Origin of the sequence: Acinetobacter sp. WA-87, from assembly GCF_039938935.1 — a bacterium.
GTDB lineage: Bacteria > Pseudomonadota > Gammaproteobacteria > Pseudomonadales > Moraxellaceae > Acinetobacter > Acinetobacter seifertii.
In genome coordinates this window covers 423,573-447,674 of record NZ_JBDUVF010000003.1, presented here as the reverse complement: position 1 = coordinate 447,674, position 24,102 = coordinate 423,573, and the positions used below count along the sequence as shown (strand labels likewise).

Below are 24,102 nucleotides of genomic sequence, written 5' to 3'. Positions count from 1 at the left end.
AGGGTGATAAAGATGAAAAAACGTTTCATTGCTGGGGCTAAATGTCCAAAATGTGAAGCCATAGATCGGATTGTCATGCTAACCACCGCTGAAGACGAATGGATTGAATGTATCGAATGCGGTTATAGCGAAAATCGTCCGACTCATGTTGATGAACCGGAAACACCTGCTATACCTGATGAAGTTGGAGTAATACAGTTCAAGCCTCGTCGTTCTGACTAAAGGTCTTAGAGATGCCACTACAAAGAAAACAAAACTCAAAACTCTTGTGGATTTTAATTGGGGGCTTAAGCATTCTGGCAGTGCTTTTTTTCGCAGCACAATGGTTTTTTAAAAAAACTGAATCGCCAGCACCGATAGTCGATCCTCATCCTGTATCGACACCAGCTCCTGAAAAACCTACAGCACCAGCAAGTTCCGTACCTGTAGCTCAACCGCAAACTGCTAGTTCTCAGCAGCTTGTGAATGAAGATGTGCTCAAACAGCCTGTTCCAGCTCAAGAATCTTTAGCAAAAGAAGAAGTTTCTAAGCTCAATGATATCAACCATCAATTACAAGATCAGGAAGCGACTTTAAAAGCTCAACATGCTGATGCAGATCAACTTATTAAGCTAAAAGAAGAGCAAGTAAAACTGCTCGAAGCTCAGGTTAAACAACAATAGCTTTTGCCTAAATCTAAAGATAACGTAAAAAAGCTAGTTCACCTTGAACTAGCTTTTTTTATTAATTAGAAACTGGCTTATTTAAAAACTCACCATAAAAAAACACCCCCTTAAAGAGAGTGTTTTTAGTAGGTTATACATTTAAAACTATTTGTACCAACCAAAAAGTTTCAGTACTAATGGAGCATAAGTTACCAATACCAACGATGAGAACAAGACAATAATTGGTAATAACCAGCGTTCATATCGATAATAGAAACTTGTGTATTTCTCTTTCGCTTCCACATCCGCAGCATTGACCTCATCATCCCCAACGGATAACCGTGTTAATAGATGGTTTAAGGCAACTGGTGGTGTTACATAACCAAATTCGAATGCAACCAATACAATCATCCAGAAATGAATTGGATGAATACCATTTTCGTAAGCTACAGGAGCAATCGTTGCTGCTACTAAAATTACAGCACCAAATGGATCTGTACACATACCGATAATAGCAAGTAACAATGCAATACATGCCAGTGATATATAGATACTGCCTAAATGAGTTGGTAATAACTCAACCACTTCAGAGCGCTCAATTAAACCACCTACACTTGCAGACAATGCCATCAAAATAATTAAGGCACCGATATGCCCAACGGTTTCTGATGTCGCAAAACGCAATGCACCACCAAAACCAAGACGGAACTGCGAACTATGCGGATCGTGTGATTGTAAGAACGGAGATTTTTTCTCATGTTCACGAACAATTGCTTCATGAATATTTAAAGCTGGTGTCTCTTTAGGCATCACCAATTTATCGTACAAGATCATCGCAATCAGCACGAGTGGCAGAATTACTGGTGCAGTAAATTCGTTCATTCCGGTATCTAATGCATATTTATAAAATGCAAGAACAACTACTGTAATTAAGATGTATGGAATAACGGGTACGAAAGCTCGTGCCATGCCTGGAAGTGCTACTTTCGGTGAGTTCACACGGAACTTTTCTTCTGCCAAGAAAAGAGATACACCTAAGAAAATAAATGCAGTTAACCAGAATACGTAAATACCATGTCCAAATAATTCATCAGATGTAACATGGCGACTGTCTAGCATGGCAATTAAAACGACCAATAGACATGGACGTACCACAACACCTAATGAACCTGACATTGCAGATACAGCAAGTGCATACTGACGGCGAGCACCTGCATTCCAAACTTCCTTATAAATAATCGCACCGGCCGCAATAACGAAAATCCCTGATGCACCTGTATAAGCTGTTGGTACAGCAGCAGCAATCAGAATTAACCAAGTTAAGGTTTCTGGTGCTAAGTTCCATGGACGAAGTACATTTAAGAACAAGTCCATAACACGTGTTTGTGTAAGCAACATACCTGCCCAAATAAATAAGGCAAGATTTAAGAAAATACCTGAGAACTCAACCAACAAACCAAGGTAAATCCCTTGCCCCATTGGATAGTCCATAAAGAATGTGAAGACAATACCTGTAATTAGTGCCATATAAGCATATAAAGGCACAGAGAGTAAGGCTAAGCCTATGTTACCGCCTTCACGTTTTGGCGGAGGTGAAACAAATAATTGATACAGACTAATTAAGCTCAGAACAACAAACAGAATCATCCAGATCCAGTAAATCGTTACTGTTTCATAAGTAGGTGTTACCCCAGAATTAATGACAGAACGATACTGACTAATCACAGAAAAACTTAGTAGTGCATTACCAAGCAACATAAAGAGAGAATACACTTTGTAATCAATTTTTGTTGCTGGATTACGTAAGCCAATATGGTGATATTTCAATGATGCAGTAATTGCAGAAATTAAAACCATAAAGACTAGTAAAATGGCGCGGTTCTCTGTACCAAATTTAAATATCCCGAAGAAACCCGTTTCAATCGTACGGTATGTACGTACTCCCGGATTTGCCTCAATATATTTAATAGTTTTATCGTAGGCCTTATATTTATCTTCACATTGCTGCTGTGCGGCTTGTAAGGATGCACGGACATCACTTTCTGAGGCAGCACCAAAGAAGCTCGCGAAATCATCAGATGCATTCGCTTTCATTTGCTCTTTTACTTGAGCATCAATATTTGGATTTCGATCACAAGATGGTTTTTCAGGCTCAGCACGCAAAAATGAATATTGCATGCCTATCGCAGGGTCACCATAAAGGCGCTCCCCGATACGTAATAATTGCCCGTGGATCATTTCCCCGGTACCAATTATCAGCGTCATTAATAGCAAAATGAGGATTACGAATGTTGAGATCCATTCGTTCCATATATAACCCAGCAGACCTAATCCAGATCTTTTTTCTTGATATTCTTGCATAAATATTCCAATTTTGTTCTCTCAAATCCCTCATAACAAAGGCTCTGAGTCATGCAATTTCCTTGGTCAGGGGTATCGTCCATCCCCTTTCTACCAATCCCTTTATTCAACGATCAAATTTGCATCAAACTTTATCAATAAAGAATGACTAAAATCTCTTTTTTAACAGTTTGTATTGTCAATCTTCCTACTTGAATCTCTGTATAAGCCAATAGCATCCCCCAAAGATCGCACCGCCTATCGCACCATACAAATGAGCTTCGGTTAAAACAGGACTACCAATTAATTGTGCAGTGCCCGTTTGTCCAAAGGTGTTTTCCCAAACCAGTTTGGCAATAATTAGTCCTAAAACTAACAATGCAAAATTCCGTTCTTTGCGATATTGCAAATAAACTAGAGCAACGGCTGTATACAACCCGTGAAGTACTCCAGATAGACCGGCATATGCATCGATATAAGGCAAATAAAAATAGAACACCAAGCTAATAAATGGTGGTAGAAGAAAAAGAAGAATTAAGATGTGCCACACTTTGGTATGTGGAAATATGAAGGGCAAACAAGCAAATGCCATCATATTTAAAAGGAAGTGAATCCACCCCACATGTACCCAATGCGCTGTCCACAAACGCCAAAACTCACCAAGTAAGCTTTCACGCCAATAAATAAAATAATCTGGAAATACTTGTAGACATGCAGAAACAGAAATGCACCCTGCGACCAAAAGCACTTTTTTATTGAGTACATGATCCTTCATAGCACACTCCTTTTAAAACTAGACTCCTTGCGATTAATACGAAAAATAAGTAGCAACGCAAGCAAGGAGTTAGTTTCTTCAGATCTTTTTACTGTGCAGTTGCTGAGTCTGCTGGAACTTCTGATGCAGCCCCACCGTCAAATAACTCATCCAGTTCTGCTGAACCCTCGTTTTTCTCATCCCAGAAATGAGACATACCACCATCACCTGTACGAACGCCCGTATGCTCAGTCCAATAGCGGTCAGAAATACCACGAACAATTAAACCAGCCATACTATCGATTAACTTAAAGTTCGGATTAACTGGTTTATCATCTGCTTGAGATGCTGCATAAGTTTTTAATGCATCACGGATTTTGGCATCATCACCACTTGCTTGTGCAGCTACAGCATAGAGTGCGTGAGACAAACGAACACCCTTTTGTTCACCGATTTGCACTGACTGTTTTAAAGTCTCATACGGGTCTGGCTTACCTTCATTAGCTCCTGGTAATAAAGTCCAGATCACCGCACGTGTTGCATTTGGTGCTCCCCAGAACTTTTGGTTATCAAGACAAACCATGCCACGTTCTACGATAGCAGCAATATCTTTCGGAACATTGACAGAACCACCTGAGTTAATGTCATTTGTTACTGCTTGAAGGCCACTGATCATTCCAAGTAGATATACAGTCTGATCGGTGTCACTACGCATAGTTGGACAAGAGTCACCTAAATGGTACTTATATTTAGATTCCCAACGATCAGCGAATAATTTATAGCCCGTATATTGCCGCTCTGCAGCAATTGCAGCCCAACGCTTCTGCGCAATACGTGCATCTTGAGCTTCTGTTACTTGTCCTGCTTTTGAAGCGCGCAAATAACGTAACTCCTGCTCTAATGCTTGGTTTTCCGCACATACACCTGAAGCAGCATACATTAAGACAGCAACACGAGTAGGATCTGCACCCATCCCTTTAGTCGACATGATTGCAGGAGTTAAGGCACTACCAGTATTACAAACCATTTCAGCATCTTGCATTGCCAAAATAGGTGGAACAACGTGTTTTTCCGTAAAACCTAAAGCAACATTTGCTCCGCTTTTCACGACGTATGAACAACCTGATAAAACTGAAGCTGCAAGAAAACTCATCGCCAAACCTTGGCTTATTTTTTGGACTTTAGACATCTTCCTGTCCTCGATGTAATTTGTTTTTTCCTTTTCAGATGTACATTAGCAGATGCATATCTTGAATAAAAGAGTAATTACTCTAATTGTAGCGCTTATACTTTGACACACTTCACAGCAGATAAAATTGACAGTTTTTCAGGGAAACAAAAATTTTAGGCAAAAAAAAGTAGCATTGCGACGGTTCAGCACATGCTACTTATTAACTGGGATAAGCTTTTAACGGCTTATATTATTGTTGTTCTATATAATCCTTGAGTAAAGTTCCTGCTCTTCCTACTACTACAGCCATAACAACTGCAATTAACAGAAACATCCACATTGAAATCTCCATGAGAGACCTCCTTACTACATTCGCACCCAGTAAAAACCGGACACTTGATGAAATGAATCGATTAATCAATTAAACTATTGACTGACCGACGACCTTTGCATCCTCTGTCTCTTAACTTTGCTAAGATTAGCTTTATTAAGATGTTCCCTGAGTAAAGTTCCTGCTCTTCCTATCACCACTGCCAGAATGATGGCAATGACCAAGAACGACCATGTTGGCATCTCCATTTGAGACCTCCGACACACTTTACGTTGGTGTTTGTACTTTAACCGATAGAATAATAACCATATTGAGAAATTGTCGGACAATTAGCTTTCTTGCTATTTTTTCTGTATTTTAACTAGACAATTTATATTTTCCAAATAGAAATAAATCTTAATTAATTGATTTTTAATATTTTTAAATAAATATACAAATGTAGAATTGTCTAACAATTAATAGAATTTTTCTAAAGTCTTAAGCTGTTTCCATTGAGATAAGGACATTTGATCAAACCAAATAACAGAAGTTAATGTTTTATCACCCTTAAAATAGACCACTATGAAAATCTGATAATCAATTATTTTTAAAATTTCTACACGAGAAATGGTTTGTTCTGAATGAAAGCTAAGTGACCATAATTTCTGATCTAAATAAGCAATTTGAACGAGCTGTGGTCGCTTTAAAAAGAAAATAAAACTTATAAATAATAAACAGACCGTAACTAACCACCAGAGTATTGGTATCAGCTGATAAAACAGAGCTGCTAAACATAGGCCAATAAAAAACTGAAATATAATCGAGAAACGGCTATATTTCAGTTTAAAATTCAATTGGTTGATCAAAACTAATCAGCCATGAACATAATGCTTTAATTTATGAATAAAATCACGTAATTCTGTACGCGGCGGTTCAGATACTTCCATAAACCAGTCAAGTAAATCAGGATCTTCCTGCTCTACTAATTCAGCAAACAATGCTTTTTCTGCTGGATCTGCCTTTAAATAATAATTTTTCACATACGGGTCAAAATAGACATCAATTTCCTTTAAACCGCGGCGTGCGCGATAAACTACTTTACGTTCTTCCAAGGTCATTTCTTCAGACATTTATTTCCCCATCTGCGTTGATAGTGCGCCTAGTTTACCTGATCACATAAGAAAGTTCGCTAAAAATCTCAAATTGACCAAACTTATCACTTCATAGCTATAAATGAGCATTCATCACATTGTTAGACCTAATGAGCTTGCCTTATGTTTAGACTCATAACATCAAGCCCAAACCAAGGAAGAAATACAATGCAATCTGGTGCTATTCGTCCCATTCCAAATATGTTACCTCGCCATCTATTTAACGAAGAACATGAAGCTTTTCGTGAAACGGTACGTAAATTCTATGAGAAGGAAGTTGTACCAAATACTGAGAAATATGAAAAACAACAATATGTGGACCGAGATCTTTGGAATAAAGCTGGTGCATTAGGTTTACTGTGCACCACTATGCCAGAACAATACGGTGGCTCAGGTGTGGACCGCCTATACAGTATGATTCTTATCGAAGAACAAGCATACGCAATGGACTCAAGTACAGGTTTCTCATTACATTCTGATATTGTCGCCAACTATATCAATAACTTTGGAAACGAAGAACAAAAGCAAAAATGGCTTCCGAAAATGGCAACTGGTGAAACAGTGACCGCAATTGCCATGACAGAACCAGGAACAGGCTCAGATTTACAAGCTGTTCGAACAACAGCCGTTCTTGATGGCGATGAATATGTCATCAATGGTTCAAAAATATTTATTACCAATGGCTATTTGTGCGACATGGCCATCGTGGTATGTAAAACAGGCAACAGTGATAAAGGCTCTGCCAATTTATCACTTATTATTGTTGAAGCTGACCGTGCTGGTTTTACTAAGGGTAAACCACTCAATAAAATTGGCATGAAAGGTCAAGATACATGTGAACTCTTCTTTGATAACGTTCGTGTTCCTAAAGAAAATCTTTTAGGCATGGAAGGCATGGGCTTTATTATGCTCATGAAAGAATTAGCCTGGGAGCGTATGTTGGTTGCAATTATCTGCCAAGCTGGTGCAGAAGCAGCGTTTGCACATACTGTTCAATATACAAAAGATCGTAAAGCATTTGGCAAGCCAATTAGTGCTTTCCAAAATACACGTTTCAAACTCGCAGAACTACGTACTGAAATTGATTTCTGCCGTACCTATTTAGATCGTTGTATGGAATTACAACTTGAAGAAAAGTTGAGTGTTGAAGCTGCCGCAGCTGCTAAATATAAAATTTCGGATATGTTCTCGAAAATAGTCGATGAATGTCTTCAATTACATGGTGGTTATGGTTACATGCTGGAATACCCAATTGCTCGTGCTTATATTGACCACCGAGCAAACCGCATTTATGCAGGTACAAACGAAATTATGAAAGAATTAATCTCTAGGACACTTTAATACCAAGCATAAAAAGGAGGCTATTTGCCTCCTTTTTTATTTCAAATCTTAAGACACTAGCTTTGGCTTACGTGTATTTACATCTGAATGTTTGTGAAAATGAAGAATACCATCATCAAATTTAGCATTTTGTAATGACTTTCTATCTTCAAGATAATTATTGGTTACTTGCCATGGAGCATGCTTACCTTGTTTTGGAAGCTCATGAGCTGCACGACTAATATAACCAGAAGACAATTTACCCATTACAGTATCTTCTTCCATTTCGTTTTTATTACCCGCTGGAATAACCTCATCATAGTTATTCTTGTCCATATAGTTTAATAGACGGGAAATATAATCAGCTGCAATATCAACTTTTAATGTCCAAGATGCATTCACATAGCCAATAATCATTGCCATGTTTGGAATATCACTTAGCATAATACCATTGTAAAGCATATGCTCTGATGAGTTGATTGGCTTACCATCAACTTTAGCTTGAACACCACCCATAATTTGGACTTGTAAACCAGTTGCAGACACTATGATGTCGGCATCAAGATGTTTGCCTGACTTTAATTGAATACCCGTCTCTGTAAATTTCTCGATCTGATCAGTTTCAACACTTGCCTTACCTTCACGAAGAATCTTAAATAGATCACCATCAGGGACTACACAAAGACGCTGATCCCAAGGATTATAAGAAGGCGTAAAATGTTTCATATCCACTTTACCCTTAAGCTGCATTTCAATTGCTTTTAAGAGTAAACGACGAACTGTTTTAGGATGCTTTTGTGACAATGCATAAATTGCGCGCTGCATACCAATATTACGTGCACGCGTAAATTTGTAAGCTGTTTCTTCAGACATAAATCTACGAGTTTTTTCATAAATGAAGTCAATAGAAGGAACTGTTGCAATATAAGTTGGTGAACGCTGTAACATTGTCACGTGACCTGCCCCACCTTTCGACATTGCAGGAACTAGAGTAATTGCAGTAGCTCCACTACCAATAATTACTACTTTTTTACCTGTATAGTCTAAGTTTTCAGGCCAATGCTGCGGATGAATGAGTTGACCTTTAAAAGCATCTTGATTAGGGAAAGTCGGAGCATAACCTTGGTCATAATTATAATAACCAGTACAACCTACAACAAAGTTAGCTACCCAAGTCTGTTGCTTTTTATTGCTATCCTCGACAACAACATGCCATTTCTTTGAAGTAGAATCATAATTTGCAGAAAGCACACGATGACCAAAGTGAATCTTTTCTTTTAATTTGAACTCATCAATTACTTCACCTAAATAACCTTTAATTGAAGCACCATCAGCCAGTACATTTGCTTTACACCATGGTTTAAAGTTAAAACCAAATGTAGACATATCTGAATCTGAACGAATACCAGGATAACGGAAAAGATCCCAAGTCCCCCCAAAAGATTCACGACGCTCTAAAATTTCAAATTGGCGCTGCGGAGAGTTTTTAGATAGATGGGCAGCAACTCCGATTCCTGAAATGCCGGCACCAATGATTAGAATATCAACTTGCTTTTCCATTTTATTTTTATACCCATTGTTGAGAATATGACTTTATTAAAGCACAATTTTGACAATACACAATGTCAAGTTTGACCGTTTATCCGTTTTTTTATGTCACTTGGGGACAATTTTTTATTTTTATAGCTTTTAAAAAATAAAAAAGACCGGCATAAAGCCGGCCTTTTTCGAATAATATCAATTATTCAGCTGAAGTATTCACTTCACGATCTACAAGCTCAACGTAAGCCATCGGTGCTGCATCACCAGCACGGAAGCCCGCTTTAAGAACACGTAGATAACCGCCGTTACGTTCTTTGTAACGAGGGCCGAGTACGGTAAATAATTTACCTACAGTTGCAGCATTACGAGTACGAGCAAATGCTAAACGACGATTTGCTACAGTATCGTTTTTTGCTAGAGTGATTAAAGGCTCAGCAACACGACGTAATTCTTTAGCTTTAGGAACAGTTGTTTTGATCAACTCGTGTTCAAATAAAGAATTAGCCAAGTTTTGGAACATCGCTTTACGATGGCTGCTTGTACGGCCTAATTTCACACCACTATTACGATGACGCATGGTGATAGTCCTACTTAATTAACGGCTACGATAGGCAAAACGGTCGTCCATACGAAGACTAGCTGGTGGCCAGTTTTCAAGACGCATACCGAGTTGTAAGCCTTTCGATGCCAAAACATCTTTGATCTCTGTTAACGATTTTTTACCAAGGTTAGGAGTTTTTAATAACTCAACTTCAGTACGTTGAACGAGATCACCAATGTAGTAAATATTTTCTGCTTTCAAACAGTTAGCAGAACGAACAGTAAGCTCTAGATCATCTACTGGGCGAAGCAAGATTGGGTCAACTTCTTCACGAGGTTCTTGAGCAACTGGAGTTTGATCTTTCTGAAGATCAACAAAAATTGCAATTTGTTGTTGCAAGATTGTTGCCGCTTTGCGGATTGCTTCTTCCGGATCAACCGTTCCATTTGTTTCAAGGTCGATTACCAGTTTATCTAAATCGGTACGTTGTTCAACACGCGCATTTTCAACGGTGTAAGAAACACGTTTAATCGGACTATAAGAAGCATCTAATTGCAAACGACCTACTGGACGTGTTTCACCTTCAGGGAAACGAGAATCAGATGTTTCATAACCACGACCTTGAGAAACTTTCAAGCGCATTTTTAATGAACCTGAAGCACTCAAAGTACCAATTAAATGATCTGGGTTAACCACTTCAACATTATGAGGTAAACGAAGGTCAGCAGCAGTAATATCGCCAGGACCTTGTTTCTCTAATGTTAAATAAGCTTCATTTTGATCGAACAGCTTAATAGACAATCCTTTTAGGTTCAGCAAGAGCTCGACGATGTCCTGCTGCAAGCCTTCTAAAGTACTGTACTCGTGCTCGACACCTTCTATCTCTACTTCAACCACAGCAGCGCCAGGTAAAGAAGACAATAGAATGCGACGTAAAGCATTACCTAGAGTGTGGCCAAAACCACGCTCTAAAGGTTCTAGAATCACTTTTGCCGAGGTCCCGCTTACCGCTTCGACCTTGATCGCTTGCGGAGTGAGAAACTCGTTTGCAGTACGCGTCATTATTGCTACCTCAAGGATTATTTAGAATACAATTCTACAATCAAGCTTTCGTTGATTTCAGCAGGTAAATCAGAACGATCTGGTGCAGCTTTAAACGTACCTTCAAGTTTAGAATGATCAACATCAATCCAAGCTGGAATACCACGTTGAGCAGCTAATTCAATCGCGTTTTTAATACGCAATTGTTGTTTAGCACCTTCGTGAACCGCAATTACATCACCCGCTTTAACTTGAATAGACGCGATGTTTACACGACGACCATTCAAAGTAATGCTACGGTGACTTACTAACTGACGAGCTTCTGCACGTGTAGAACCAAAACCCATGCGATAAACAACGTTATCAAGACGGCTTTCAAGCAATTTCAACAAGTTCTCACCAGTTGCGCCTTTAACACGAGCTGCTTCTTTATAGTAGTTACTAAATTGACGCTCTAACACACCGTAAATACGACGGACTTTTTGTTTTTCACGTAATTGTAGTGAATACTCAGATTGCTTACCACCGCGAGCCTGACCATGTTGACCAGGTGCTTTGTTAGCTTTTTTAGTTTTGACGTCAAATGGTTTAACGCCAGATTTAAGTTGCAGGTCTGTCCCTTCGCGGCGAGAGAGTTTGCATTTTGGACCAATATAACGAGCCATGAATGTTTCTCCTTACACGCGACGTTTTTTAGGTGGACGGCAACCGTTGTGAGGAATTGGAGTCACATCGGTAATGCTGTTAATCTTATAACCCACTGCGCCTAATGCACGAACCGCAGACTCACGACCTGGACCAGGACCTTTTACAAGGACGTCTAGGTTTTTCAAACCGTAATCTAAAGCTGCTTTACCAGCAACTTCAGCAGCTACCTGAGCAGCAAACGGAGTTGATTTACGTGAACCACGGAAGCCTTGTCCACCTGAGGTAGCCCAAGCCAATGCATTACCTTGACGATCGGTAATCGTAACAATGGTGTTATTAAAAGACGCGTGAATGTGTGCAACACCTTCAGAGACGGTACGAGTGACCTTCTTGCGTGTGCGAGTATCTTTAGCCATCTTTTAGCTTCCAGAAATCTTACTTTTTAATCGGTTTGCGCGGACCTTTACGGGTACGTGCGTTAGTTTTGGTGCGTTGACCACGGACAGGCAAGCTGCGACGATGACGAAGGCCACGATAGCAACCTAAATCCATTAAACGTTTAATGTTCATGGAAATTTCGCGACGTAAGTCACCTTCGGTAGGAACCTTAGCAACTTCTGCACGAATCGCATCAAGCTGTGCATCGTCCAACTCACGAATCTTAGTAGTTTCAGTGATGCCAACTGTAGCTAAGATATTCTTAGCAGTATGGCGACCGATACCAAAGATATAAGTGAGGGAGATAACAGCATGCTTGTTATCCGGAATGTTTACACCGGCAATACGAGCCATTCACTTTTCTCCAAAAAGGCAGTAGAGATAATCAACCGCCCCACAAAAATCTTGAGGGGCGGATATTAACCCAATTCGCCTACTGAAATCAACAGGTCTTGATTAGATTAACCTTGACGCTGCTTATGACGAGGTTCTGCGCTACAAATCACGCGAATAACCCCATTACGACGGATAACTTTACAGCTACCACAAATTTTCTTTACAGAAGCTTGTACTTTCATGATGAAACCTCTAAGTGCGCTTATCCCTTAGGATGAGCAGTCGTTTTTCTCATTAATGTTTGATTGTCATATTGATGAGAAGTTAAATGCGCTTGTAGCTGAGCCATAAAGTCCATAACAACAACGACTACGATAAGTAATGAGGTACCACCCAAATAAAATGGAATACCAAAAGAACTCTGTAAAATCATTGGCATCAAACAAATGACTGTAATATAAATCGCACCAATAAACGTCAAACGATTAAGAATATGATCTAAGTAACGAGCAGTTTGCTCACCTGGGCGAATACCAGGCACATAAGCTCCGCTGCGTTTTAGATTTTCTGATACTTCCTTAGGGCTAAATACTAAAGCCGTATAAAAGTAACAGAAAAAGATAATTAACGCACCAAAGAGCACCAAATACAAAGGCTGTCCAGGCGACAATACCAGAGCTAAATCTTGTAAGCTACGCTTAATTAAACCAGCATTCGGATCTGCACTACCTACCCATTGACCCAAACTAGCTGGGAACAACAATAAAGAGCTTGCAAAAATTGCAGGAATCACACCAGCCATATTAATTTTTAATGGTAGATGTGTTTGCTGAGCTGTAAATATACGACGCCCTTGTTGCTTTTGTGCATAGTTTACTGGAATACGACGCTGTGCTTTTTCAATAAACACAATCGCAGCCAGCACACCAAGAGACAAAAGACCAAAGATGACAAGACCAATCAAACTTGTTTGACCATTATCTACAGATGACACTGATTGCATAATTAATTTAGGCAAACCAGCAACAATACCTGCAAAAATAATCATTGAGATACCATTACCGATACCTCTTTCAGTGATTTGTTCACCTAACCACATTAAGAACATAGTTCCAGCGATAAGTGACGTAACAGCAGGAATATAAAATGCAAGACCCGTAGACAGAGTAATACCCTGACCAATTAAGCCTGCACACATACCTACTGCCTGAACCACTGCAAGTAATAATGTACCCTGACGCGTATATTGATTAATTTTACGCTTACCTTGCTCCCCTTCCTTTTTCAAGGCTTCAAGAGAAGGAATCACTGTTGACATTAACTGCACAATAATTGATGCAGAAATATAAGGCATGATCCCTAAAGCAAGAATAGACATTCGCTCTAAAGCACCGCCAGAAAACATATTGAATAGCCCAAGAATAGTTCCTTGGTTTGCATGAAATAAATTTTCTAACGCAGCATTATTAATGCCTGGTACTGGAATATGCGCTCCTAGTCGAAAGACCAGCAATGCACCGATTAGAAAACTCATCCGGCGAATAATTTCACGGTATTTCACATGAAATGGCTGACCTTTCATCATGTTGACATGACCTGAAGAACTAGGAGACATAGACACTCGAGATTACTCCTCGACTTTACCGCCAGCTGCTTCAATTGCAGCTTTAGCGCCTTTAGTCAATGCAACACCTTGAACAGTGAATGCACGAGTGATTTCACCAGAAAGCACGATACGAGCACGAATTTGATCGCGACGAACAACATTCGCAGCTTTTAAAGTTTCAAGGCTAACAATGTCGCCTTCCACTTTAGTTAACTCAGACAAACGTACTTCAGCAGTTTTTAAAGCGATTTGGCTAGTGAAACCGAATTTAGGTAAACGACGATAAATCGCTGTTTGACCGCCTTCGAAACCTGGACGAACGCCACCACTTTTACGTGATTTTTGACCTTTGACACCACGGCCACCAGTCTTACCAACGCCAGAACCGATACCACGGCCTAAACGACGGTGTTCACGTTTTGCACCTTCTGCAGGTGCAAGCTCATTTAAACGCAGAGTCATGGCTTATTCCTCTACACTAACCATATAGTAGACTTTGTTGATCATACCACGGTTAGAAGGCGTATCTTGCACTTCTACAGTATGACCAATACGACGCAGACCTAAACCTTGTAAGCAAAGCTTGTGATTTTTCAAGCGATGTGAAGAAGATTTAGTCTGGGTAACTTTAATCGTTTTCATGATTGATTACCCTTGAATTTCTTCTACTGATTTACCACGTTTCGCAGCGACTTTCTCAGGAGAAGTCATATCACGCAAACCTTTAAAAGTTGCGTTTACTACGTTAGCAGCATTAGTAGAACCATAACATTTAGCAAGTACGTTATGTACACCTGCAGCTTCAAGAACGGCACGCATTGCACCACCAGCGATTACGCCAGTACCTTCTGAAGCAGGTTGCATGTATACACGGCTTGCACCATGACGAGCATTCACAGGGTGTTGTAAAGTAGTACCAGCAAGGTCTACAGTGATCATGTTGCGACGAGCAGCTTCAAGTGCTTTAGAAATAGCAGCTGGAACTTCACGTGCTTTACCACGACCAAAACCAACACGACCATTACCATCACCCACAACTGTTAATGCTGTGAAAGAGAAGATACGACCGCCCTTGACAACTTTGGCTACACGATCAACGGCAACCAGCTTTTCAACAAGACCTTCGTTTTGTTCAACTTTAGCCATGATTAGAACTCCAAGCCGTTTTCACGAGCAGCATCAGCCAAGGCTTTGATACGACCATGATATTTAAAACCAGAACGGTCAAATGCAACTTTAGTTACACCAGCTGCTTTCGCACGTTCTGCGATTAAAGCACCTACTTTAGTAGCTGCATCTACATTACCTGTAGTACCGCTACGTAAAGATGCATCCAAAGTTGAAGCTTGCGCTAAAACTTTGCCACCATCTGCTGAAATAACTTGAGCATAGATGTGACGCGGAGTGCGGTTTACACACAAACGAGTCGCACCCAATGCACGAATGTGCAAGCGTGTGCTTTTCGCACGACGCAAACGGGATTGTTTCTTTTCGTTCATAAGAACCTCGCGCCTTATTTCTTCTTAGCTTCTTTACGAAGAATGACTTCATCCGAATAACGAACACCTTTACCTTTATATGGTTCAGGAGCACGGTATGCACGGATTTCTGCCGCTACTTGACCTAACAACTGCTTGTTTGCTGATTTCAAAATGATTTCAGTAGCAGTTGGAGTTTCCGCTGTTACACCTTCTGGTAAAGCGTAGTCAATTGGGTGTGAGTAACCAAGGTTAAGGTTTACAACAGTACCTTTAACCGCAGCTTTATAACCAACACCAACTAGCTGCAACTTACGTTCGAAGCCTTCGCTAACACCTTTTACAAGGTTGTTCAATACAGCGCGAGCAGTACCAGCTTGCATCCAAGCATCTTTCGATTCTTTAACTGGAGCAAGTTGAAGTTTACCTTCTTCCTGTTTTAGCTCGACCAGCGCATGCAGGTTGAAAGACAATGTACCTTTAGTGCCTTTCACTTCGACCTGCCGGCCGTTCTGAGTAACTGCTACACCATTAGGTACAGTTACTGGGGCTTTAGCCACACGAGACATGAGGAATCACCTATTAAGAAACAAAAGCAATAACTTCACCACCAACGCCCGCAGCACGTGCAGCGCGATCAGTCATGATGCCTTTGCTTGTAGAAACAATTGCAATACCTAAACCTTGCTTAACGCTAGGAAGTTTATCTTTACCACGGTATTGGCGAAGACCTGGACGGCTTACGCGCTTAACCATTTCGATAACTGGTTTGCCTTCGAAATATTTTAAAGTAATAGTCAAAGTAGATTTTGTCTCTTCTTGAGCAACTTCTACATTTGAAATATAACCTTCTTGTTGAAGTACGTTTGCAATAGCAACTTTCAACTTAGAAGAAGGCATAGAAACAGTTTGTTTCTTAGCCATTTGTGCGTTACGAACACGTGTTAGCATGTCGGCAACGGTATCTTGCATACTCATTTAGTCGCTCCTTACCAGCTTGCCTTAACAACGCCTGGTACATCACCTTGCATTACTGTGTCACGTAGTTTGTTACGGCTTAAACCGAACTTACGGAAGTAACCATGAGGACGACCAGTTAAACCACAACGGTTACGAAGACGTACCGGAGATGCATTACGCGGCAATGCTTGTAACTTTAACATCGCTTCGAAACGCTCTTCGTCGCTAGCATTTACGTTTGCAATCGTAGCTTTTAATTCAGCACGTTTTGCAGCGTATTTAGCAACAGTTTTTTCGCGTTTCAATTCGCGATTAATCATACCTTTCTTAGCCATATCGACCTCTTATTTGAACGGGAAGCCGAATGCACGCATAAGCGCACGGCCTTCGTCATCGGTGCGAGCAGTCGTAGTAATGGTAATATCCATACCACGAATACGATCAATCTTATCGAAATCGATTTCAGGGAAAACGATTTGCTCTTTCAAACCCATTGAGTAGTTACCACGACCATCAAATGATTTCGCAGAGAAACCACGGAAGTCACGGATACGAGGGATTGCGATAGAGATCAAACGGTCCAAGAATTCGTACATTTGGTCGCCACGTAAAGTAACTTTACAACCAATCGGCCAACCATCACGGATTTTGAAACCTGCGATAGATTTACGAGCAAGTGTAATTACTGGTTTTTGACCAGCAATTAATTGCATGTCGACTACAGCGCCATCTAATAATTTCTTATCAGTTGCAGCTGCGCCTACACCCATGTTTAGGGTAATTTTTGTGATGCGTGGAATTTCCATCACGTTCTTAATGCTAAGTTCTTCTTTTAACTTTGCTTTAAGTTCATCATTGTAACGTGCTTTAAGTCTGGCCATTGCCTTTTCAACCTATTACTTCGCTACCGCCACTGATTCACCATTTGATTTATAAACGCGAGTTTTCACGCCATCAATCACTTGGTAACCAACACGGTCAGCCTTCTGGGTTGTAGCATTTAAAATTGCCACGTTTGAAATATGAAGCGAAGCTTCTTGAGTAACTACACCGCCTTCAGCGCCAGTTACACGATTCGGCTTTTGATGCTTCTTCACTAAGTTAAGGCCTTCAACCTTAACGCGGTCTTCAGAAACAGACAATACAGTACCCTGTTTGCCTTTTTCTTTACCTGCGATCACGATAACTTGATCGCCTTTTTTAATCTTAGCCATGATTGCCTCTTATAGAACTTCAGGAGCCAATGAAATGATTTTCATGAACTGTTCAGTACGAAGTTCACGAGTCACTGGTCCGAAGATACGAGTAGCAATCGGAGCTTTGTTGTTGTTCAAGATAACTGCAGCATTATCATCAAAACGGATCACAGAACCATCTGGACGACGAATGCCGAATTTAGTACGAACTACAACCGCATTCATCACGTCACCTTTTTTAACACGTGCGCGTGGGATTGCTTCTTTTACAGTAACTTTAATAATGTCGCCAACAGAAGCATAACGACGATGTGAACCACCAAGTACTTTAATACATTGTACGCGGCGAGCACCACTGTTGTCTGCTACGTCGAGCATAGTTTCGGTTTGAATCATTGCCCTACTCCAAAACCGAGCATCACCGGTCACAATTTCGAAAGGCTCAAAGAGTACTCGAAATTGACCGATGATGCAACAAGAACGTCGAATTACTCAGCAGCTGCTTCAACTACTTCCACTAAAGTCCAAGCTTTAGTTTTAGAAATTGGGCGGCTTTCTTTAATGGTTACAACATCGCCAATTTTAGCAACGTTGTTCTCATCATGAGCGTGTAACTTAGTTGAACGGCGAATTGACTTGCCATACAACGGGTGTTGAACGCGGCGTTCAATAAGAACAACAATAGATTTATCCATTTTGTCACTTACGACTTTGCCGGTTAACGTGCGGACTGTTTTTTCACTCATTGTCCGTTCCCCTGTTTTTCGGTAAGGAGTGTCTTAATACGAGCAATTGTCTTACGAGCAATTTGCACTTCGTGCGATTTACCCAACTGACCAGTTGCTTTCGCCATACGAAGACGGAATTGGTTAAGCTGTTGCTCATCAAGCAAAGCTTTCAACTCTTCTACCGATTTTTCACGTAGATCTTTAGTTTTCATTACATTACCGTCCGAGTCACGATAGTGGTTTTAAACGGAAGCTTAGCAGCAGCTAAAGCAAATGCTTCACGCGCTAATTCTTCGTTCACACCTTCAATTTCGTACAGGATCTTACCTGGTTGGATCTGGCAAACCCAGTATTCCACGCTACCCTTACCTTTACCCATACGCACTTCAAGAGGCTTTTGAGTAATTGGTTTATCCGGGAATACGCGAATAAAGATTTTACCACCACGCTTAATACGGCGGCTAATAGTACGACGTGCAGCTTCAATCTGACGCGCAGTCATACGACCACGTTCAGTTGCTTTAATTGCAATCGAACCAAATGATACTGTACTACCACGATGCGCTAGACCAGTGTTACGGCCTTTGTGCACTTTACGGAATTTGGTACGTTTAGGTTGCAACATGGATTATTCTCCCTTGTCAGCAGCACGGTCACCGCGACGACCACGACGCTCTTGACCTTCACCACGACCACGACCACGTTTAGCTGGACGATCTTCAGCAGGAGCAGGGTTCATGACTTGTTTCATGCCACCTAAGATCTCGCCACGGAAAATCCAAACTTTAACACCAATCGTACCGTAAGTTGTTTCTGCACGCATAGTTGCATAGTCAATGTCTGCACGTAATGTATGCAAAGGTACACGACCTTCACGATACCATTCTGTACGAGCAATCTCTGCACCACCTAAACGGCCAGACACTTCAACTTTGATACCTTTAGCACCAGCACGCATAGTGTTTTGAACCGCACGCTTCATAGCACGACGGAACATAACACGCTTTTCTAATTGAGAAGCAATTGCTTCAGCAACTAAACGCGCATCTAAGTCTGGGCGATCAATTTCGTTGATACTTACTTGCGCTGGAACACCCATAATGCTGGTAAGTTCGCGCTGTAATTTCTCAATATCTTCGCCTTTTTTACCGATTACGATACCAGGACGAGCTGTGCTAATAGTTACTTTAGCAGCGCCTGATGGACGTTCGATAAGAATATTGCTTACCATCGCATTCTTAAGTTTTTTAGTTAAAAACTCACGAACTTGAAGATCTTTAAGCAAGTATTCAGCGTATTGTTTCGGATTCGCATACCAGTTAGCGTTATGACGTTTCACAACACCTAGGCGGATACCGATTGGATGAACCTTCTGACCCATATCAAACCCCTACCTTAACGGTGATGTGACAAGTACGCTTAGTAATACGATCTGCACGGCCTTTAGCACGTGGCATAATACGTTTAAGGCTCATGCCTTCATCAACGTAAATCGTAGAAACTTTAAGATCGTCAACATCTAAACTGTTATTGTGTTCAGCGTTTGCAATCGCAGATTCCAATGCTTTTTTCACTAAAACAGCAGCTTTTTTATTGCTGAAGTTTAAGATGTTTAAAGCATGCGCAACAGATTTGCCGCGAATAAGATCTGCAACCAAACGTGCCTTTTGTGCCGAGATAGCGGCACCGCGTAATTTAGCAGTTACTTCCATCATGACACCTATTAACGTTTAGATTTCTTGTCAACACCGTGACCACGATAGGTACGAGTTGGCGCGAATTCACCGAGTTTATGACCAACCATATGCTCAGTAACAATTACTGGAACGTGATTACGACCATTATGAACAGAGATTGTTAAACCAACAAAATCTGGAAGGATCATCGAACGACGAGACCAAGTTTTAATCGGCTTGCGAGAGTTACTAGCAACAGCCGCTTCAACCTTAGCGAACAAGTGCGCATCGACGAATGGGCCTTTTTTCAGAGAACGAGGCATTAGTCAGATTCCTTTACTTGACGCGACGGTCGCGAATAATCATCTTAGTCGTACGCTTGTTGGTACGTGTCTTGTACCCTTTAGCTTTTTGACCCCATGGGCTTACAGGTTGAATACCTTTGTTACGCCCTTCACCACCACCGTGCGGGTGATCAACTGGGTTCATCGCCATACCACGTACGGTAGGACGAACACCACGCCAGCGCGAAGCACCAGCTTTACCCAATGAACGAAGGTTGTTTTCTTGGTTAGAAACTTCACCAATTACAGCGCGGCATTCAACATGAATTTTACGCATTTCACCTGAACGAAGGCGAACAATTGCGTAAGAACCATCACGACCCAACAACTGAACAGAAGCACCAGCAGAACGCGCTAATTGCGCACCCTTACCAATTTTAAGTTCGATGTTATGAAGCGTAGAACCGATCGGCATGTTACGAAGTGGCAAGCAGTTACCTGGACGAATTGGAGCATCGTTACCAGATTGTACTTTATCGCCAGCACGTAAACCTTTAGGAGCAATGATATAACGACGCTCACCATCAGCATATTTCAACAAAGCAATATGTGCTGTACGGTTTGGATCGTATTCAATGCGCTCTACAACAGCTGGAATGCCGTCTTTGTTACGCTTAAAGTCAACGATACGATAGTGTTGTTTATGACCACCACCAACGTGACGAGTAGTAATGTGACCGTTGTTATTACGACCACCAGTACGTTTTTTAGCTTCAACCAACGGTGCGTAAGGAGCGCCTTTGTGAAGGTGGTCATGAACCACTTTCTCTACAAAGCGACGTCCTGGAGACGTTGGCTTACATTTTTGAATCGGCATAATTTTCGTCCTTATTCCGCTGCGCTTTCAGCGGTATCGCCCAAGTCAGCCATTTCAACATCTTGGCCGGCTTTCAGGGTGACGTATGCTTTTTTAACATCAGAACGACGTCCTAATGTTTTACCAAAGCGCTTAGTTTTACCTTTAGTAATAGTAGTGTTAACTTTAACAACTTCTACACCAAAAAGTTTTTCAACTGCTTTTTTAACTTCAAGTTTAGTAGCATTGATGTCTACTTTAAATACTTGAACGCCAACAGTATCACCTAAAACTTGTGCCTTTTCTGAGAAGACTGGTCCTTTAAGGACTTGATAGATACGTTCGTTGTTCATCCGAGTTCTACCTCAATTTTCTTAGCAGCAGCTACAGACATCACAACTTTATCAAACGCGATCAAGCTTACAGGATCGATTGCAGTTGCATCTACCACATCTACATGCGGAAGGTTGCGTGCTGCAAGATATAAGTTCTCATCTACAGCGTCAGTAACGATTAATGCACGAGCAGCATTTAAGTCGTTAAGCTTTGCAAGCAATTCTTTAGTTTTTGGAGCAGCAACAGCAAACTCTTCAACTAATACAAGACGATCTTGGCGAACAAGTTCAGCTAAGATACATTGCATTGCACCGCGGTACATCTTACGGTTTACTTTTTGAGACCAATCTTGTGGACGAGCAGCAAAAGTTTTACCACCACCAACCCAGATAGGGCTACGAATAGAACCCGCACGAGCACGACCAGTACCTTTTTGACGGAATGGCTTTTTACCACCGCCAGAAACGTCTGCACGCGATTTTTGAGCACGAGTACCTTGACGACCACCTGCTAAGTAAGCAGTAACAACTTGGTGTACAAGAGCTTCGTTAAATTCACGTCCGAAAGCAACTTCAGACAATTCAACAGCAGAGCCGGAAACAGTTTTCAAATTCACGGTATTTCCCCTCAGGCCTTGATGGTAGGACGTACAATTACGTCGCCGCCAGTTGCACCAGGAATTGCACCTTTAACAACTAAAACAGAACGTTCAGCGTCAATAGATACGATTTCAAGACCTTGTACTGTTACGCGTTCGTCACCTAAGTGACCAGCCATTTTTTTGCCTTTGAACACGCGTCCAGGAGTTTGGTTTTGACCTGTAGAACCTAATACACGGTGAGAAACTGAGTTACCGTGAGTAGCGTCTTGGGTACGGAAGTTCCAACGTTTAACACCACCTTGGAAACCTTTACCTTTTGATTGACCAGTTACGTCAACAACTTGACCAACTGTGAACAAATCAACGCCGATAGTACCACCAACTTCACGACCTTCAAGCTCAGCTTCAGTAACACGGAACTCTTTAACTAAACGACCAGCAGCAACACCAGCTTTCGCGAAGTGACCTTTCTGAGCGCTAGTTACGCGAGATTCGCGACGTTCACCAGTAGTTACTTGAACAGCTTGATAACCATCAGTTTCAAGTGTTTTGATTTGCGTAATGCGGTTTGGATCGACTTCGATGACTGTAACAGGTACAGAAACACCAGCATCTGTAAAGATGCGAGTCATACCACATTTGCGACCGACTAAACCAATAGCCATGTGCATAAACCTCTAAAAAAGCGGCCTAATTAACTAATCGTTAATTAACCGAAAGCCTTAACCCAAAGCGATCTGAACATCAACACCAGCTGCAAGATCTAATTTCATCAATGCATCAACAGTTTTATCTGTAGGTTGAACGATGTCGATCAAACGTTTGTAGGTGCGGATTTCGTACTGGTCACGCGCATCTTTGTTAACGTGCGGTGAAGTAAGAACGTTGAAGCGTTCGATGCGAGTAGGCATCGGAATTGGACCACACACTTGTGCGCCAGTACGCTTAGCGGTTTCTACGATCTCTTGAGCAGATTGATCAATCAGACGATGATCAAAAGACTTAAGACGGATACGAATTCTCTGGTTAGACATACCAGTAAACTCCAAGCCAAATATATAAAGAATCACCTTTGACGCATCTCACCCATTGGTAAGTGTCAAAGGCAGTGATAATCACTAAGGTCATGATCGATGCCACGACTGTAATGCACATTTACTACTTTCTTCGCAGTAAATGCCCTCTCATTGAGGGTCGCTCATTATAACGATTGTTTAAGTCTTATGCAATTCTCTTTTTCTATTTTTTGCTCAAATCCTGTTTTAGCTAGTCATTTTAGGTATTTATTACAAATTCAATCGCTTTATTTAAAAGCTGATTACCCTGTTCAAATTTTTTTGCCTCTGAATATTCAAGCTCACGTGTAGATTGCACATATTCCCCACTAAAAATTGAAAGTTCTTCCTCATTTTCCAAAAGAAGTTTTAGGGCTGCTGGGGTCATCTCTGGATGAAACTGAAAGCCTAGTACATTCTTTCCAATCTGATACATTTGATTACGACAAGCATTGCTCTCAGCCAAACGTATAGCACCTTTAGGTATTTCAAATGTTTCGCTATGCCACTGCATCACATTAATTTCTTCAGGCAAAGGAAAGCTTTCCTGAGGTAAGTTTGCAACTCTTTGCACTGTCGACCACCCAAGTTCTTGATAACGGTTACGGCTAACCGCTGCACCCAATGCATTTGCGATCAGTTGGCCTCCCAAGCAAAGACCTATAGCTGGCTTACCTGCCGCTAAATATCGACGTAGCCATCTTTTCTCTATTTTCAGCCATGGGTAATTTGCTTCGTCATTAACACTCATGGTTCCACCCATAACCAATAATAAATCAACTTCTTCAATTCGTGGTAAAGCTTCTATTTCAAGAGAACGATCAACTGGAAGTGCAAAAAACTCAGTAGAGCTAATAGTTGCATGATGAGCTTTTAAAAATGAGTAGCAACTTCCAAAACCTTCACCAGCAATATGTTGGAAATAGTGAACACGTAAATGCGACTTCATGCGCTTAAACCTATTGTTGTTAGAATGTTGATTAGATCTTTGCAAAAATAAAGCCAAGTTTTTAGTGAATGTTACAGCAGTAACGAAACATCTTAGAAATAATCAAAAATCTAGCGAATAAGTAAGTTTTCTCTTAATCTA

At 41.0% G+C, this 24,102-nt stretch carries 37 protein-coding genes and 1 pseudogene; 3 read left to right on the top strand and 35 right to left on the bottom strand.

Annotated elements, in window-relative coordinates:
- Positions 1 to 12: 12 nt before the first annotated feature.
- The gene (locus ABFY81_RS12325) at positions 13 to 222 is read left to right on the top strand and encodes a YheV family putative zinc ribbon protein (protein WP_002049754.1); all 210 of its coding nucleotides are present in this window, start codon (positions 13 to 15) and stop codon (positions 220 to 222) included.
- A gap of 11 nt (positions 223 to 233) precedes the next feature.
- The gene (locus ABFY81_RS12320; RefSeq protein WP_004705403.1) at positions 234 to 662 is read left to right on the top strand and encodes a hypothetical protein; all 429 of its coding nucleotides are present in this window, start codon (positions 234 to 236) and stop codon (positions 660 to 662) included.
- Between the two features lie 147 nt (positions 663 to 809).
- Here the strand turns inward: ABFY81_RS12320 and ABFY81_RS12315 are convergent, their stop codons facing one another.
- The 5 genes from ABFY81_RS12315 to ABFY81_RS12295 all read right to left on the bottom strand — a co-directional run bounded on the left by ABFY81_RS12315 (position 810) and on the right by ABFY81_RS12295 (position 6,349).
- Positions 810 to 3,005 (bottom strand): TRAP transporter large permease subunit, encoded by a 2,196-nt coding sequence (locus ABFY81_RS12315; RefSeq protein WP_019457776.1) that lies wholly within the window; start codon positions 3,003 to 3,005, stop codon positions 810 to 812.
- 187 nt (positions 3,006 to 3,192) lie between these two features.
- Positions 3,193 to 3,759, bottom strand: coding sequence for a rhombosortase (rrtA, locus tag ABFY81_RS12310; protein WP_004705397.1), 567 nt, complete (start codon positions 3,757 to 3,759; stop codon positions 3,193 to 3,195).
- 88 nt (positions 3,760 to 3,847) lie between these two features.
- Positions 3,848 to 4,927: a hypothetical protein gene (locus ABFY81_RS12305; RefSeq protein WP_347913865.1), complete on the bottom strand. Its 1,080-nt coding sequence runs from the start codon at positions 4,925 to 4,927 to the stop codon at positions 3,848 to 3,850.
- A gap of 768 nt (positions 4,928 to 5,695) precedes the next feature.
- The gene (locus ABFY81_RS12300; RefSeq protein WP_025469244.1) at positions 5,696 to 6,085 is read right to left on the bottom strand and encodes a hypothetical protein; all 390 of its coding nucleotides are present in this window, start codon (positions 6,083 to 6,085) and stop codon (positions 5,696 to 5,698) included.
- Positions 6,086 to 6,091: 6 nt separating this feature from the next.
- On the bottom strand, positions 6,092 to 6,349 hold the full coding sequence (locus ABFY81_RS12295; protein ID WP_002049719.1) for a succinate dehydrogenase assembly factor 2: 258 nt from the start codon (positions 6,347 to 6,349) through the stop codon (positions 6,092 to 6,094).
- A 189-nt stretch (positions 6,350 to 6,538) separates the two neighbouring features.
- On the opposite strand from ABFY81_RS12295, the gene ABFY81_RS12290 reads away from it, so the two are divergent.
- On the top strand, positions 6,539 to 7,711 hold the full coding sequence (locus ABFY81_RS12290) for an acyl-CoA dehydrogenase family protein (protein ID WP_039253596.1): 1,173 nt from the start codon (positions 6,539 to 6,541) through the stop codon (positions 7,709 to 7,711).
- Between the two features lie 48 nt (positions 7,712 to 7,759).
- Here ABFY81_RS12290 and ABFY81_RS12285 read toward each other — a convergent pair whose 3' ends face one another.
- From ABFY81_RS12285 to ABFY81_RS12140, 30 genes and pseudogenes are all read right to left on the bottom strand, one after another.
- Positions 7,760 to 9,250: an NAD(P)/FAD-dependent oxidoreductase gene (locus ABFY81_RS12285; protein ID WP_004705389.1), complete on the bottom strand. Its 1,491-nt coding sequence runs from the start codon at positions 9,248 to 9,250 to the stop codon at positions 7,760 to 7,762.
- Positions 9,251 to 9,431: 181 nt separating this feature from the next.
- Complete coding sequence (gene rplQ, locus ABFY81_RS12280) at positions 9,432 to 9,809, bottom strand: 50S ribosomal protein L17 (protein ID WP_002049717.1); 378 nt, start codon at positions 9,807 to 9,809, stop codon at positions 9,432 to 9,434.
- Positions 9,810 to 9,827: 18 nt separating this feature from the next.
- A complete protein-coding gene (rpoA, locus tag ABFY81_RS12275) occupies positions 9,828 to 10,835 on the bottom strand; it encodes a DNA-directed RNA polymerase subunit alpha (protein ID WP_004705386.1) in 1,008 nt (335 codons plus the stop codon).
- A 17-nt stretch (positions 10,836 to 10,852) separates the two neighbouring features.
- Positions 10,853 to 11,479: a 30S ribosomal protein S4 gene (gene rpsD, locus ABFY81_RS12270; RefSeq protein ID WP_002049716.1), complete on the bottom strand. Its 627-nt coding sequence runs from the start codon at positions 11,477 to 11,479 to the stop codon at positions 10,853 to 10,855.
- A 12-nt stretch (positions 11,480 to 11,491) separates the two neighbouring features.
- A complete protein-coding gene (gene rpsK / locus ABFY81_RS12265; RefSeq protein WP_001040166.1) occupies positions 11,492 to 11,878 on the bottom strand; it encodes a 30S ribosomal protein S11 in 387 nt (128 codons plus the stop codon).
- Between the two features lie 19 nt (positions 11,879 to 11,897).
- The gene (rpsM, locus tag ABFY81_RS12260) at positions 11,898 to 12,254 is read right to left on the bottom strand and encodes a 30S ribosomal protein S13 (RefSeq protein ID WP_000090816.1); all 357 of its coding nucleotides are present in this window, start codon (positions 12,252 to 12,254) and stop codon (positions 11,898 to 11,900) included.
- Between the two features lie 107 nt (positions 12,255 to 12,361).
- Positions 12,362 to 12,478, bottom strand: coding sequence for a 50S ribosomal protein L36 (gene rpmJ, locus ABFY81_RS12255; RefSeq protein ID WP_000867907.1), 117 nt, complete (start codon positions 12,476 to 12,478; stop codon positions 12,362 to 12,364).
- A gap of 20 nt (positions 12,479 to 12,498) precedes the next feature.
- Positions 12,499 to 13,818 (bottom strand): preprotein translocase subunit SecY, encoded by a 1,320-nt coding sequence (gene secY, locus ABFY81_RS12250; protein ID WP_170318186.1) that lies wholly within the window; start codon positions 13,816 to 13,818, stop codon positions 12,499 to 12,501.
- 45 nt (positions 13,819 to 13,863) lie between these two features.
- Positions 13,864 to 14,304 carry a 50S ribosomal protein L15 gene (gene rplO, locus ABFY81_RS12245; protein WP_002049750.1) on the bottom strand — a complete coding sequence of 147 codons (441 nt, stop codon included), beginning with the start codon at positions 14,302 to 14,304 and terminating at the stop codon, positions 13,864 to 13,866.
- Positions 14,305 to 14,307: 3 nt separating this feature from the next.
- Positions 14,308 to 14,484, bottom strand: a complete 177-nt coding sequence (gene rpmD / locus ABFY81_RS12240) for a 50S ribosomal protein L30 (RefSeq protein ID WP_000849088.1) — start codon at positions 14,482 to 14,484, stop codon at positions 14,308 to 14,310.
- 6 nt (positions 14,485 to 14,490) lie between these two features.
- Positions 14,491 to 14,988 carry a 30S ribosomal protein S5 gene (gene rpsE, locus ABFY81_RS12235; protein WP_001141025.1) on the bottom strand — a complete coding sequence of 166 codons (498 nt, stop codon included), beginning with the start codon at positions 14,986 to 14,988 and terminating at the stop codon, positions 14,491 to 14,493.
- 2 nt (positions 14,989 to 14,990) lie between these two features.
- Positions 14,991 to 15,341 carry a 50S ribosomal protein L18 gene (gene rplR / locus ABFY81_RS12230; RefSeq protein ID WP_002049741.1) on the bottom strand — a complete coding sequence of 117 codons (351 nt, stop codon included), beginning with the start codon at positions 15,339 to 15,341 and terminating at the stop codon, positions 14,991 to 14,993.
- 14 nt (positions 15,342 to 15,355) lie between these two features.
- Positions 15,356 to 15,889, bottom strand: coding sequence for a 50S ribosomal protein L6 (gene rplF / locus ABFY81_RS12225; protein WP_004705382.1), 534 nt, complete (start codon positions 15,887 to 15,889; stop codon positions 15,356 to 15,358).
- A gap of 13 nt (positions 15,890 to 15,902) precedes the next feature.
- The gene (gene rpsH / locus ABFY81_RS12220; RefSeq protein ID WP_002049732.1) at positions 15,903 to 16,298 is read right to left on the bottom strand and encodes a 30S ribosomal protein S8; all 396 of its coding nucleotides are present in this window, start codon (positions 16,296 to 16,298) and stop codon (positions 15,903 to 15,905) included.
- Positions 16,299 to 16,309: 11 nt separating this feature from the next.
- Positions 16,310 to 16,615 carry a 30S ribosomal protein S14 gene (gene rpsN / locus ABFY81_RS12215; protein WP_001074624.1) on the bottom strand — a complete coding sequence of 102 codons (306 nt, stop codon included), beginning with the start codon at positions 16,613 to 16,615 and terminating at the stop codon, positions 16,310 to 16,312.
- A 9-nt stretch (positions 16,616 to 16,624) separates the two neighbouring features.
- Positions 16,625 to 17,161, bottom strand: coding sequence for a 50S ribosomal protein L5 (rplE, locus tag ABFY81_RS12210; RefSeq protein ID WP_004705381.1), 537 nt, complete (start codon positions 17,159 to 17,161; stop codon positions 16,625 to 16,627).
- Between the two features lie 15 nt (positions 17,162 to 17,176).
- Positions 17,177 to 17,494 carry a 50S ribosomal protein L24 gene (gene rplX, locus ABFY81_RS12205; RefSeq protein ID WP_002049703.1) on the bottom strand — a complete coding sequence of 106 codons (318 nt, stop codon included), beginning with the start codon at positions 17,492 to 17,494 and terminating at the stop codon, positions 17,177 to 17,179.
- Positions 17,495 to 17,503: 9 nt separating this feature from the next.
- Positions 17,504 to 17,872: a 50S ribosomal protein L14 gene (rplN, locus tag ABFY81_RS12200; protein ID WP_001982634.1), complete on the bottom strand. Its 369-nt coding sequence runs from the start codon at positions 17,870 to 17,872 to the stop codon at positions 17,504 to 17,506.
- A gap of 92 nt (positions 17,873 to 17,964) precedes the next feature.
- Positions 17,965 to 18,222 (bottom strand): 30S ribosomal protein S17, encoded by a 258-nt coding sequence (rpsQ, locus tag ABFY81_RS12195; RefSeq protein WP_001291845.1) that lies wholly within the window; start codon positions 18,220 to 18,222, stop codon positions 17,965 to 17,967.
- The gene (rpmC, locus tag ABFY81_RS12190) at positions 18,219 to 18,416 is read right to left on the bottom strand and encodes a 50S ribosomal protein L29 (protein ID WP_000849927.1); all 198 of its coding nucleotides are present in this window, start codon (positions 18,414 to 18,416) and stop codon (positions 18,219 to 18,221) included. The genes rpsQ and rpmC overlap by 4 nt, the downstream gene beginning before the upstream one ends.
- The gene (gene rplP / locus ABFY81_RS12185) at positions 18,416 to 18,829 is read right to left on the bottom strand and encodes a 50S ribosomal protein L16 (RefSeq protein ID WP_002049688.1); all 414 of its coding nucleotides are present in this window, start codon (positions 18,827 to 18,829) and stop codon (positions 18,416 to 18,418) included. Before rplP ends, rpmC begins: the two co-directional genes overlap by 1 nt.
- Positions 18,769 to 19,585: pseudogene (rpsC, locus tag ABFY81_RS12180) on the bottom strand (30S ribosomal protein S3). Before rpsC ends, rplP begins: the two are co-directional and overlap by 61 nt.
- 1 nt (position 19,586) lies before the next feature.
- The gene (gene rplV / locus ABFY81_RS12175; RefSeq protein ID WP_001982638.1) at positions 19,587 to 19,916 is read right to left on the bottom strand and encodes a 50S ribosomal protein L22; all 330 of its coding nucleotides are present in this window, start codon (positions 19,914 to 19,916) and stop codon (positions 19,587 to 19,589) included.
- Positions 19,917 to 19,927: 11 nt separating this feature from the next.
- On the bottom strand, positions 19,928 to 20,203 hold the full coding sequence (gene rpsS, locus ABFY81_RS12170; protein ID WP_001138119.1) for a 30S ribosomal protein S19: 276 nt from the start codon (positions 20,201 to 20,203) through the stop codon (positions 19,928 to 19,930).
- Positions 20,204 to 20,216: 13 nt separating this feature from the next.
- Positions 20,217 to 21,041, bottom strand: a complete 825-nt coding sequence (gene rplB, locus ABFY81_RS12165) for a 50S ribosomal protein L2 (protein WP_004705377.1) — start codon at positions 21,039 to 21,041, stop codon at positions 20,217 to 20,219.
- 11 nt (positions 21,042 to 21,052) lie between these two features.
- Positions 21,053 to 21,373 (bottom strand): 50S ribosomal protein L23, encoded by a 321-nt coding sequence (gene rplW, locus ABFY81_RS12160; protein ID WP_003653662.1) that lies wholly within the window; start codon positions 21,371 to 21,373, stop codon positions 21,053 to 21,055.
- A complete protein-coding gene (gene rplD / locus ABFY81_RS12155) occupies positions 21,370 to 21,972 on the bottom strand; it encodes a 50S ribosomal protein L4 (protein WP_002049755.1) in 603 nt (200 codons plus the stop codon). The genes rplW and rplD overlap by 4 nt, the downstream gene beginning before the upstream one ends.
- A gap of 11 nt (positions 21,973 to 21,983) precedes the next feature.
- Positions 21,984 to 22,622: a 50S ribosomal protein L3 gene (gene rplC, locus ABFY81_RS12150; RefSeq protein WP_068932448.1), complete on the bottom strand. Its 639-nt coding sequence runs from the start codon at positions 22,620 to 22,622 to the stop codon at positions 21,984 to 21,986.
- Between the two features lie 57 nt (positions 22,623 to 22,679).
- Complete coding sequence (rpsJ, locus tag ABFY81_RS12145; RefSeq protein ID WP_000070912.1) at positions 22,680 to 22,991, bottom strand: 30S ribosomal protein S10; 312 nt, start codon at positions 22,989 to 22,991, stop codon at positions 22,680 to 22,682.
- Positions 22,992 to 23,232: 241 nt separating this feature from the next.
- Positions 23,233 to 23,961, bottom strand: a complete 729-nt coding sequence (locus tag ABFY81_RS12140) for a type 1 glutamine amidotransferase (protein ID WP_019457783.1) — start codon at positions 23,959 to 23,961, stop codon at positions 23,233 to 23,235.
- Positions 23,962 to 24,102: the final 141 nt, after the last annotated feature.

What these genes read in the sequence shown, in the direction of transcription:
- rplF (WP_004705382.1), bottom strand. Translation starts at nt 15,889, where the DNA reads ATGTCTCGTGTGGCTAAAGCCCCAGTAACTGTACCTAATGGTGTAGCA.
- ABFY81_RS12325 (WP_002049754.1), top strand. Translation starts at nt 13, where the DNA reads ATGAAAAAACGTTTCATTGCTGGGGCTAAATGTCCAAAATGTGAAGCC.
- rplN (WP_001982634.1), bottom strand. Translation starts at nt 17,872, where the DNA reads ATGATTCAAACCGAAACTATGCTCGACGTAGCAGACAACAGTGGTGCT.
- ABFY81_RS12320 (WP_004705403.1), top strand. Translation starts at nt 234, where the DNA reads ATGCCACTACAAAGAAAACAAAACTCAAAACTCTTGTGGATTTTAATT.
- rplW (WP_003653662.1), bottom strand. Translation starts at nt 21,373, where the DNA reads ATGAACAACGAACGTATCTATCAAGTCCTTAAAGGACCAGTCTTCTCA.
- rplE (WP_004705381.1), bottom strand. Translation starts at nt 17,161, where the DNA reads ATGGCCAGACTTAAAGCACGTTACAATGATGAACTTAAAGCAAAGTTA.
- rpsN (WP_001074624.1), bottom strand. Translation starts at nt 16,615, where the DNA reads ATGGCTAAGAAAGGTATGATTAATCGCGAATTGAAACGCGAAAAAACT.
- rpsH (WP_002049732.1), bottom strand. Translation starts at nt 16,298, where the DNA reads ATGAGTATGCAAGATACCGTTGCCGACATGCTAACACGTGTTCGTAAC.
- rplV (WP_001982638.1), bottom strand. Translation starts at nt 19,916, where the DNA reads ATGGAAGTAACTGCTAAATTACGCGGTGCCGCTATCTCGGCACAAAAG.
- ABFY81_RS12290 (WP_039253596.1), top strand. Translation starts at nt 6,539, where the DNA reads ATGCAATCTGGTGCTATTCGTCCCATTCCAAATATGTTACCTCGCCAT.
- rplP (WP_002049688.1), bottom strand. Translation starts at nt 18,829, where the DNA reads ATGTTGCAACCTAAACGTACCAAATTCCGTAAAGTGCACAAAGGCCGT.
- ABFY81_RS12305 (WP_347913865.1), bottom strand. Translation starts at nt 4,927, where the DNA reads ATGTCTAAAGTCCAAAAAATAAGCCAAGGTTTGGCGATGAGTTTTCTT.
- rpsE (WP_001141025.1), bottom strand. Translation starts at nt 14,988, where the DNA reads ATGGCTAAAGTTGAACAAAACGAAGGTCTTGTTGAAAAGCTGGTTGCC.
- rpsJ (WP_000070912.1), bottom strand. Translation starts at nt 22,991, where the DNA reads ATGTCTAACCAGAGAATTCGTATCCGTCTTAAGTCTTTTGATCATCGT.
- rplB (WP_004705377.1), bottom strand. Translation starts at nt 21,041, where the DNA reads ATGCCGATTCAAAAATGTAAGCCAACGTCTCCAGGACGTCGCTTTGTA.
- rpsD (WP_002049716.1), bottom strand. Translation starts at nt 11,479, where the DNA reads ATGGCTCGTTATATTGGTCCAAAATGCAAACTCTCTCGCCGCGAAGGG.
- rpoA (WP_004705386.1), bottom strand. Translation starts at nt 10,835, where the DNA reads ATGACGCGTACTGCAAACGAGTTTCTCACTCCGCAAGCGATCAAGGTC.
- rplX (WP_002049703.1), bottom strand. Translation starts at nt 17,494, where the DNA reads ATGGCTAAGATTAAAAAAGGCGATCAAGTTATCGTGATCGCAGGTAAA.
- rpmC (WP_000849927.1), bottom strand. Translation starts at nt 18,416, where the DNA reads ATGAAAACTAAAGATCTACGTGAAAAATCGGTAGAAGAGTTGAAAGCT.
- rpsQ (WP_001291845.1), bottom strand. Translation starts at nt 18,222, where the DNA reads ATGAGTGAAAAAACAGTCCGCACGTTAACCGGCAAAGTCGTAAGTGAC.
- rplO (WP_002049750.1), bottom strand. Translation starts at nt 14,304, where the DNA reads ATGACTCTGCGTTTAAATGAGCTTGCACCTGCAGAAGGTGCAAAACGT.
- secY (WP_170318186.1), bottom strand. Translation starts at nt 13,818, where the DNA reads ATGAAAGGTCAGCCATTTCATGTGAAATACCGTGAAATTATTCGCCGG.
- rpsK (WP_001040166.1), bottom strand. Translation starts at nt 11,878, where the DNA reads ATGGCTAAAGATACTCGCACACGCAAGAAGGTCACTCGTACCGTCTCT.
- rplC (WP_068932448.1), bottom strand. Translation starts at nt 22,622, where the DNA reads ATGGCTATTGGTTTAGTCGGTCGCAAATGTGGTATGACTCGCATCTTT.
- rplQ (WP_002049717.1), bottom strand. Translation starts at nt 9,809, where the DNA reads ATGCGTCATCGTAATAGTGGTGTGAAATTAGGCCGTACAAGCAGCCAT.
- rpsM (WP_000090816.1), bottom strand. Translation starts at nt 12,254, where the DNA reads ATGGCTCGTATTGCCGGTGTAAACATTCCGGATAACAAGCATGCTGTT.
- ABFY81_RS12315 (WP_019457776.1), bottom strand. Translation starts at nt 3,005, where the DNA reads ATGCAAGAATATCAAGAAAAAAGATCTGGATTAGGTCTGCTGGGTTAT.
- rpmJ (WP_000867907.1), bottom strand. Translation starts at nt 12,478, where the DNA reads ATGAAAGTACAAGCTTCTGTAAAGAAAATTTGTGGTAGCTGTAAAGTT.
- rrtA (WP_004705397.1), bottom strand. Translation starts at nt 3,759, where the DNA reads ATGAAGGATCATGTACTCAATAAAAAAGTGCTTTTGGTCGCAGGGTGC.
- rplR (WP_002049741.1), bottom strand. Translation starts at nt 15,341, where the DNA reads ATGAACGAAAAGAAACAATCCCGTTTGCGTCGTGCGAAAAGCACACGC.
- ABFY81_RS12295 (WP_002049719.1), bottom strand. Translation starts at nt 6,349, where the DNA reads ATGTCTGAAGAAATGACCTTGGAAGAACGTAAAGTAGTTTATCGCGCA.
- ABFY81_RS12140 (WP_019457783.1), bottom strand. Translation starts at nt 23,961, where the DNA reads ATGAAGTCGCATTTACGTGTTCACTATTTCCAACATATTGCTGGTGAA.
- rpmD (WP_000849088.1), bottom strand. Translation starts at nt 14,484, where the DNA reads ATGAAAACGATTAAAGTTACCCAGACTAAATCTTCTTCACATCGCTTG.
- rpsS (WP_001138119.1), bottom strand. Translation starts at nt 20,203, where the DNA reads ATGCCTCGTTCTCTGAAAAAAGGCCCATTCGTCGATGCGCACTTGTTC.
- ABFY81_RS12285 (WP_004705389.1), bottom strand. Translation starts at nt 9,250, where the DNA reads ATGGAAAAGCAAGTTGATATTCTAATCATTGGTGCCGGCATTTCAGGA.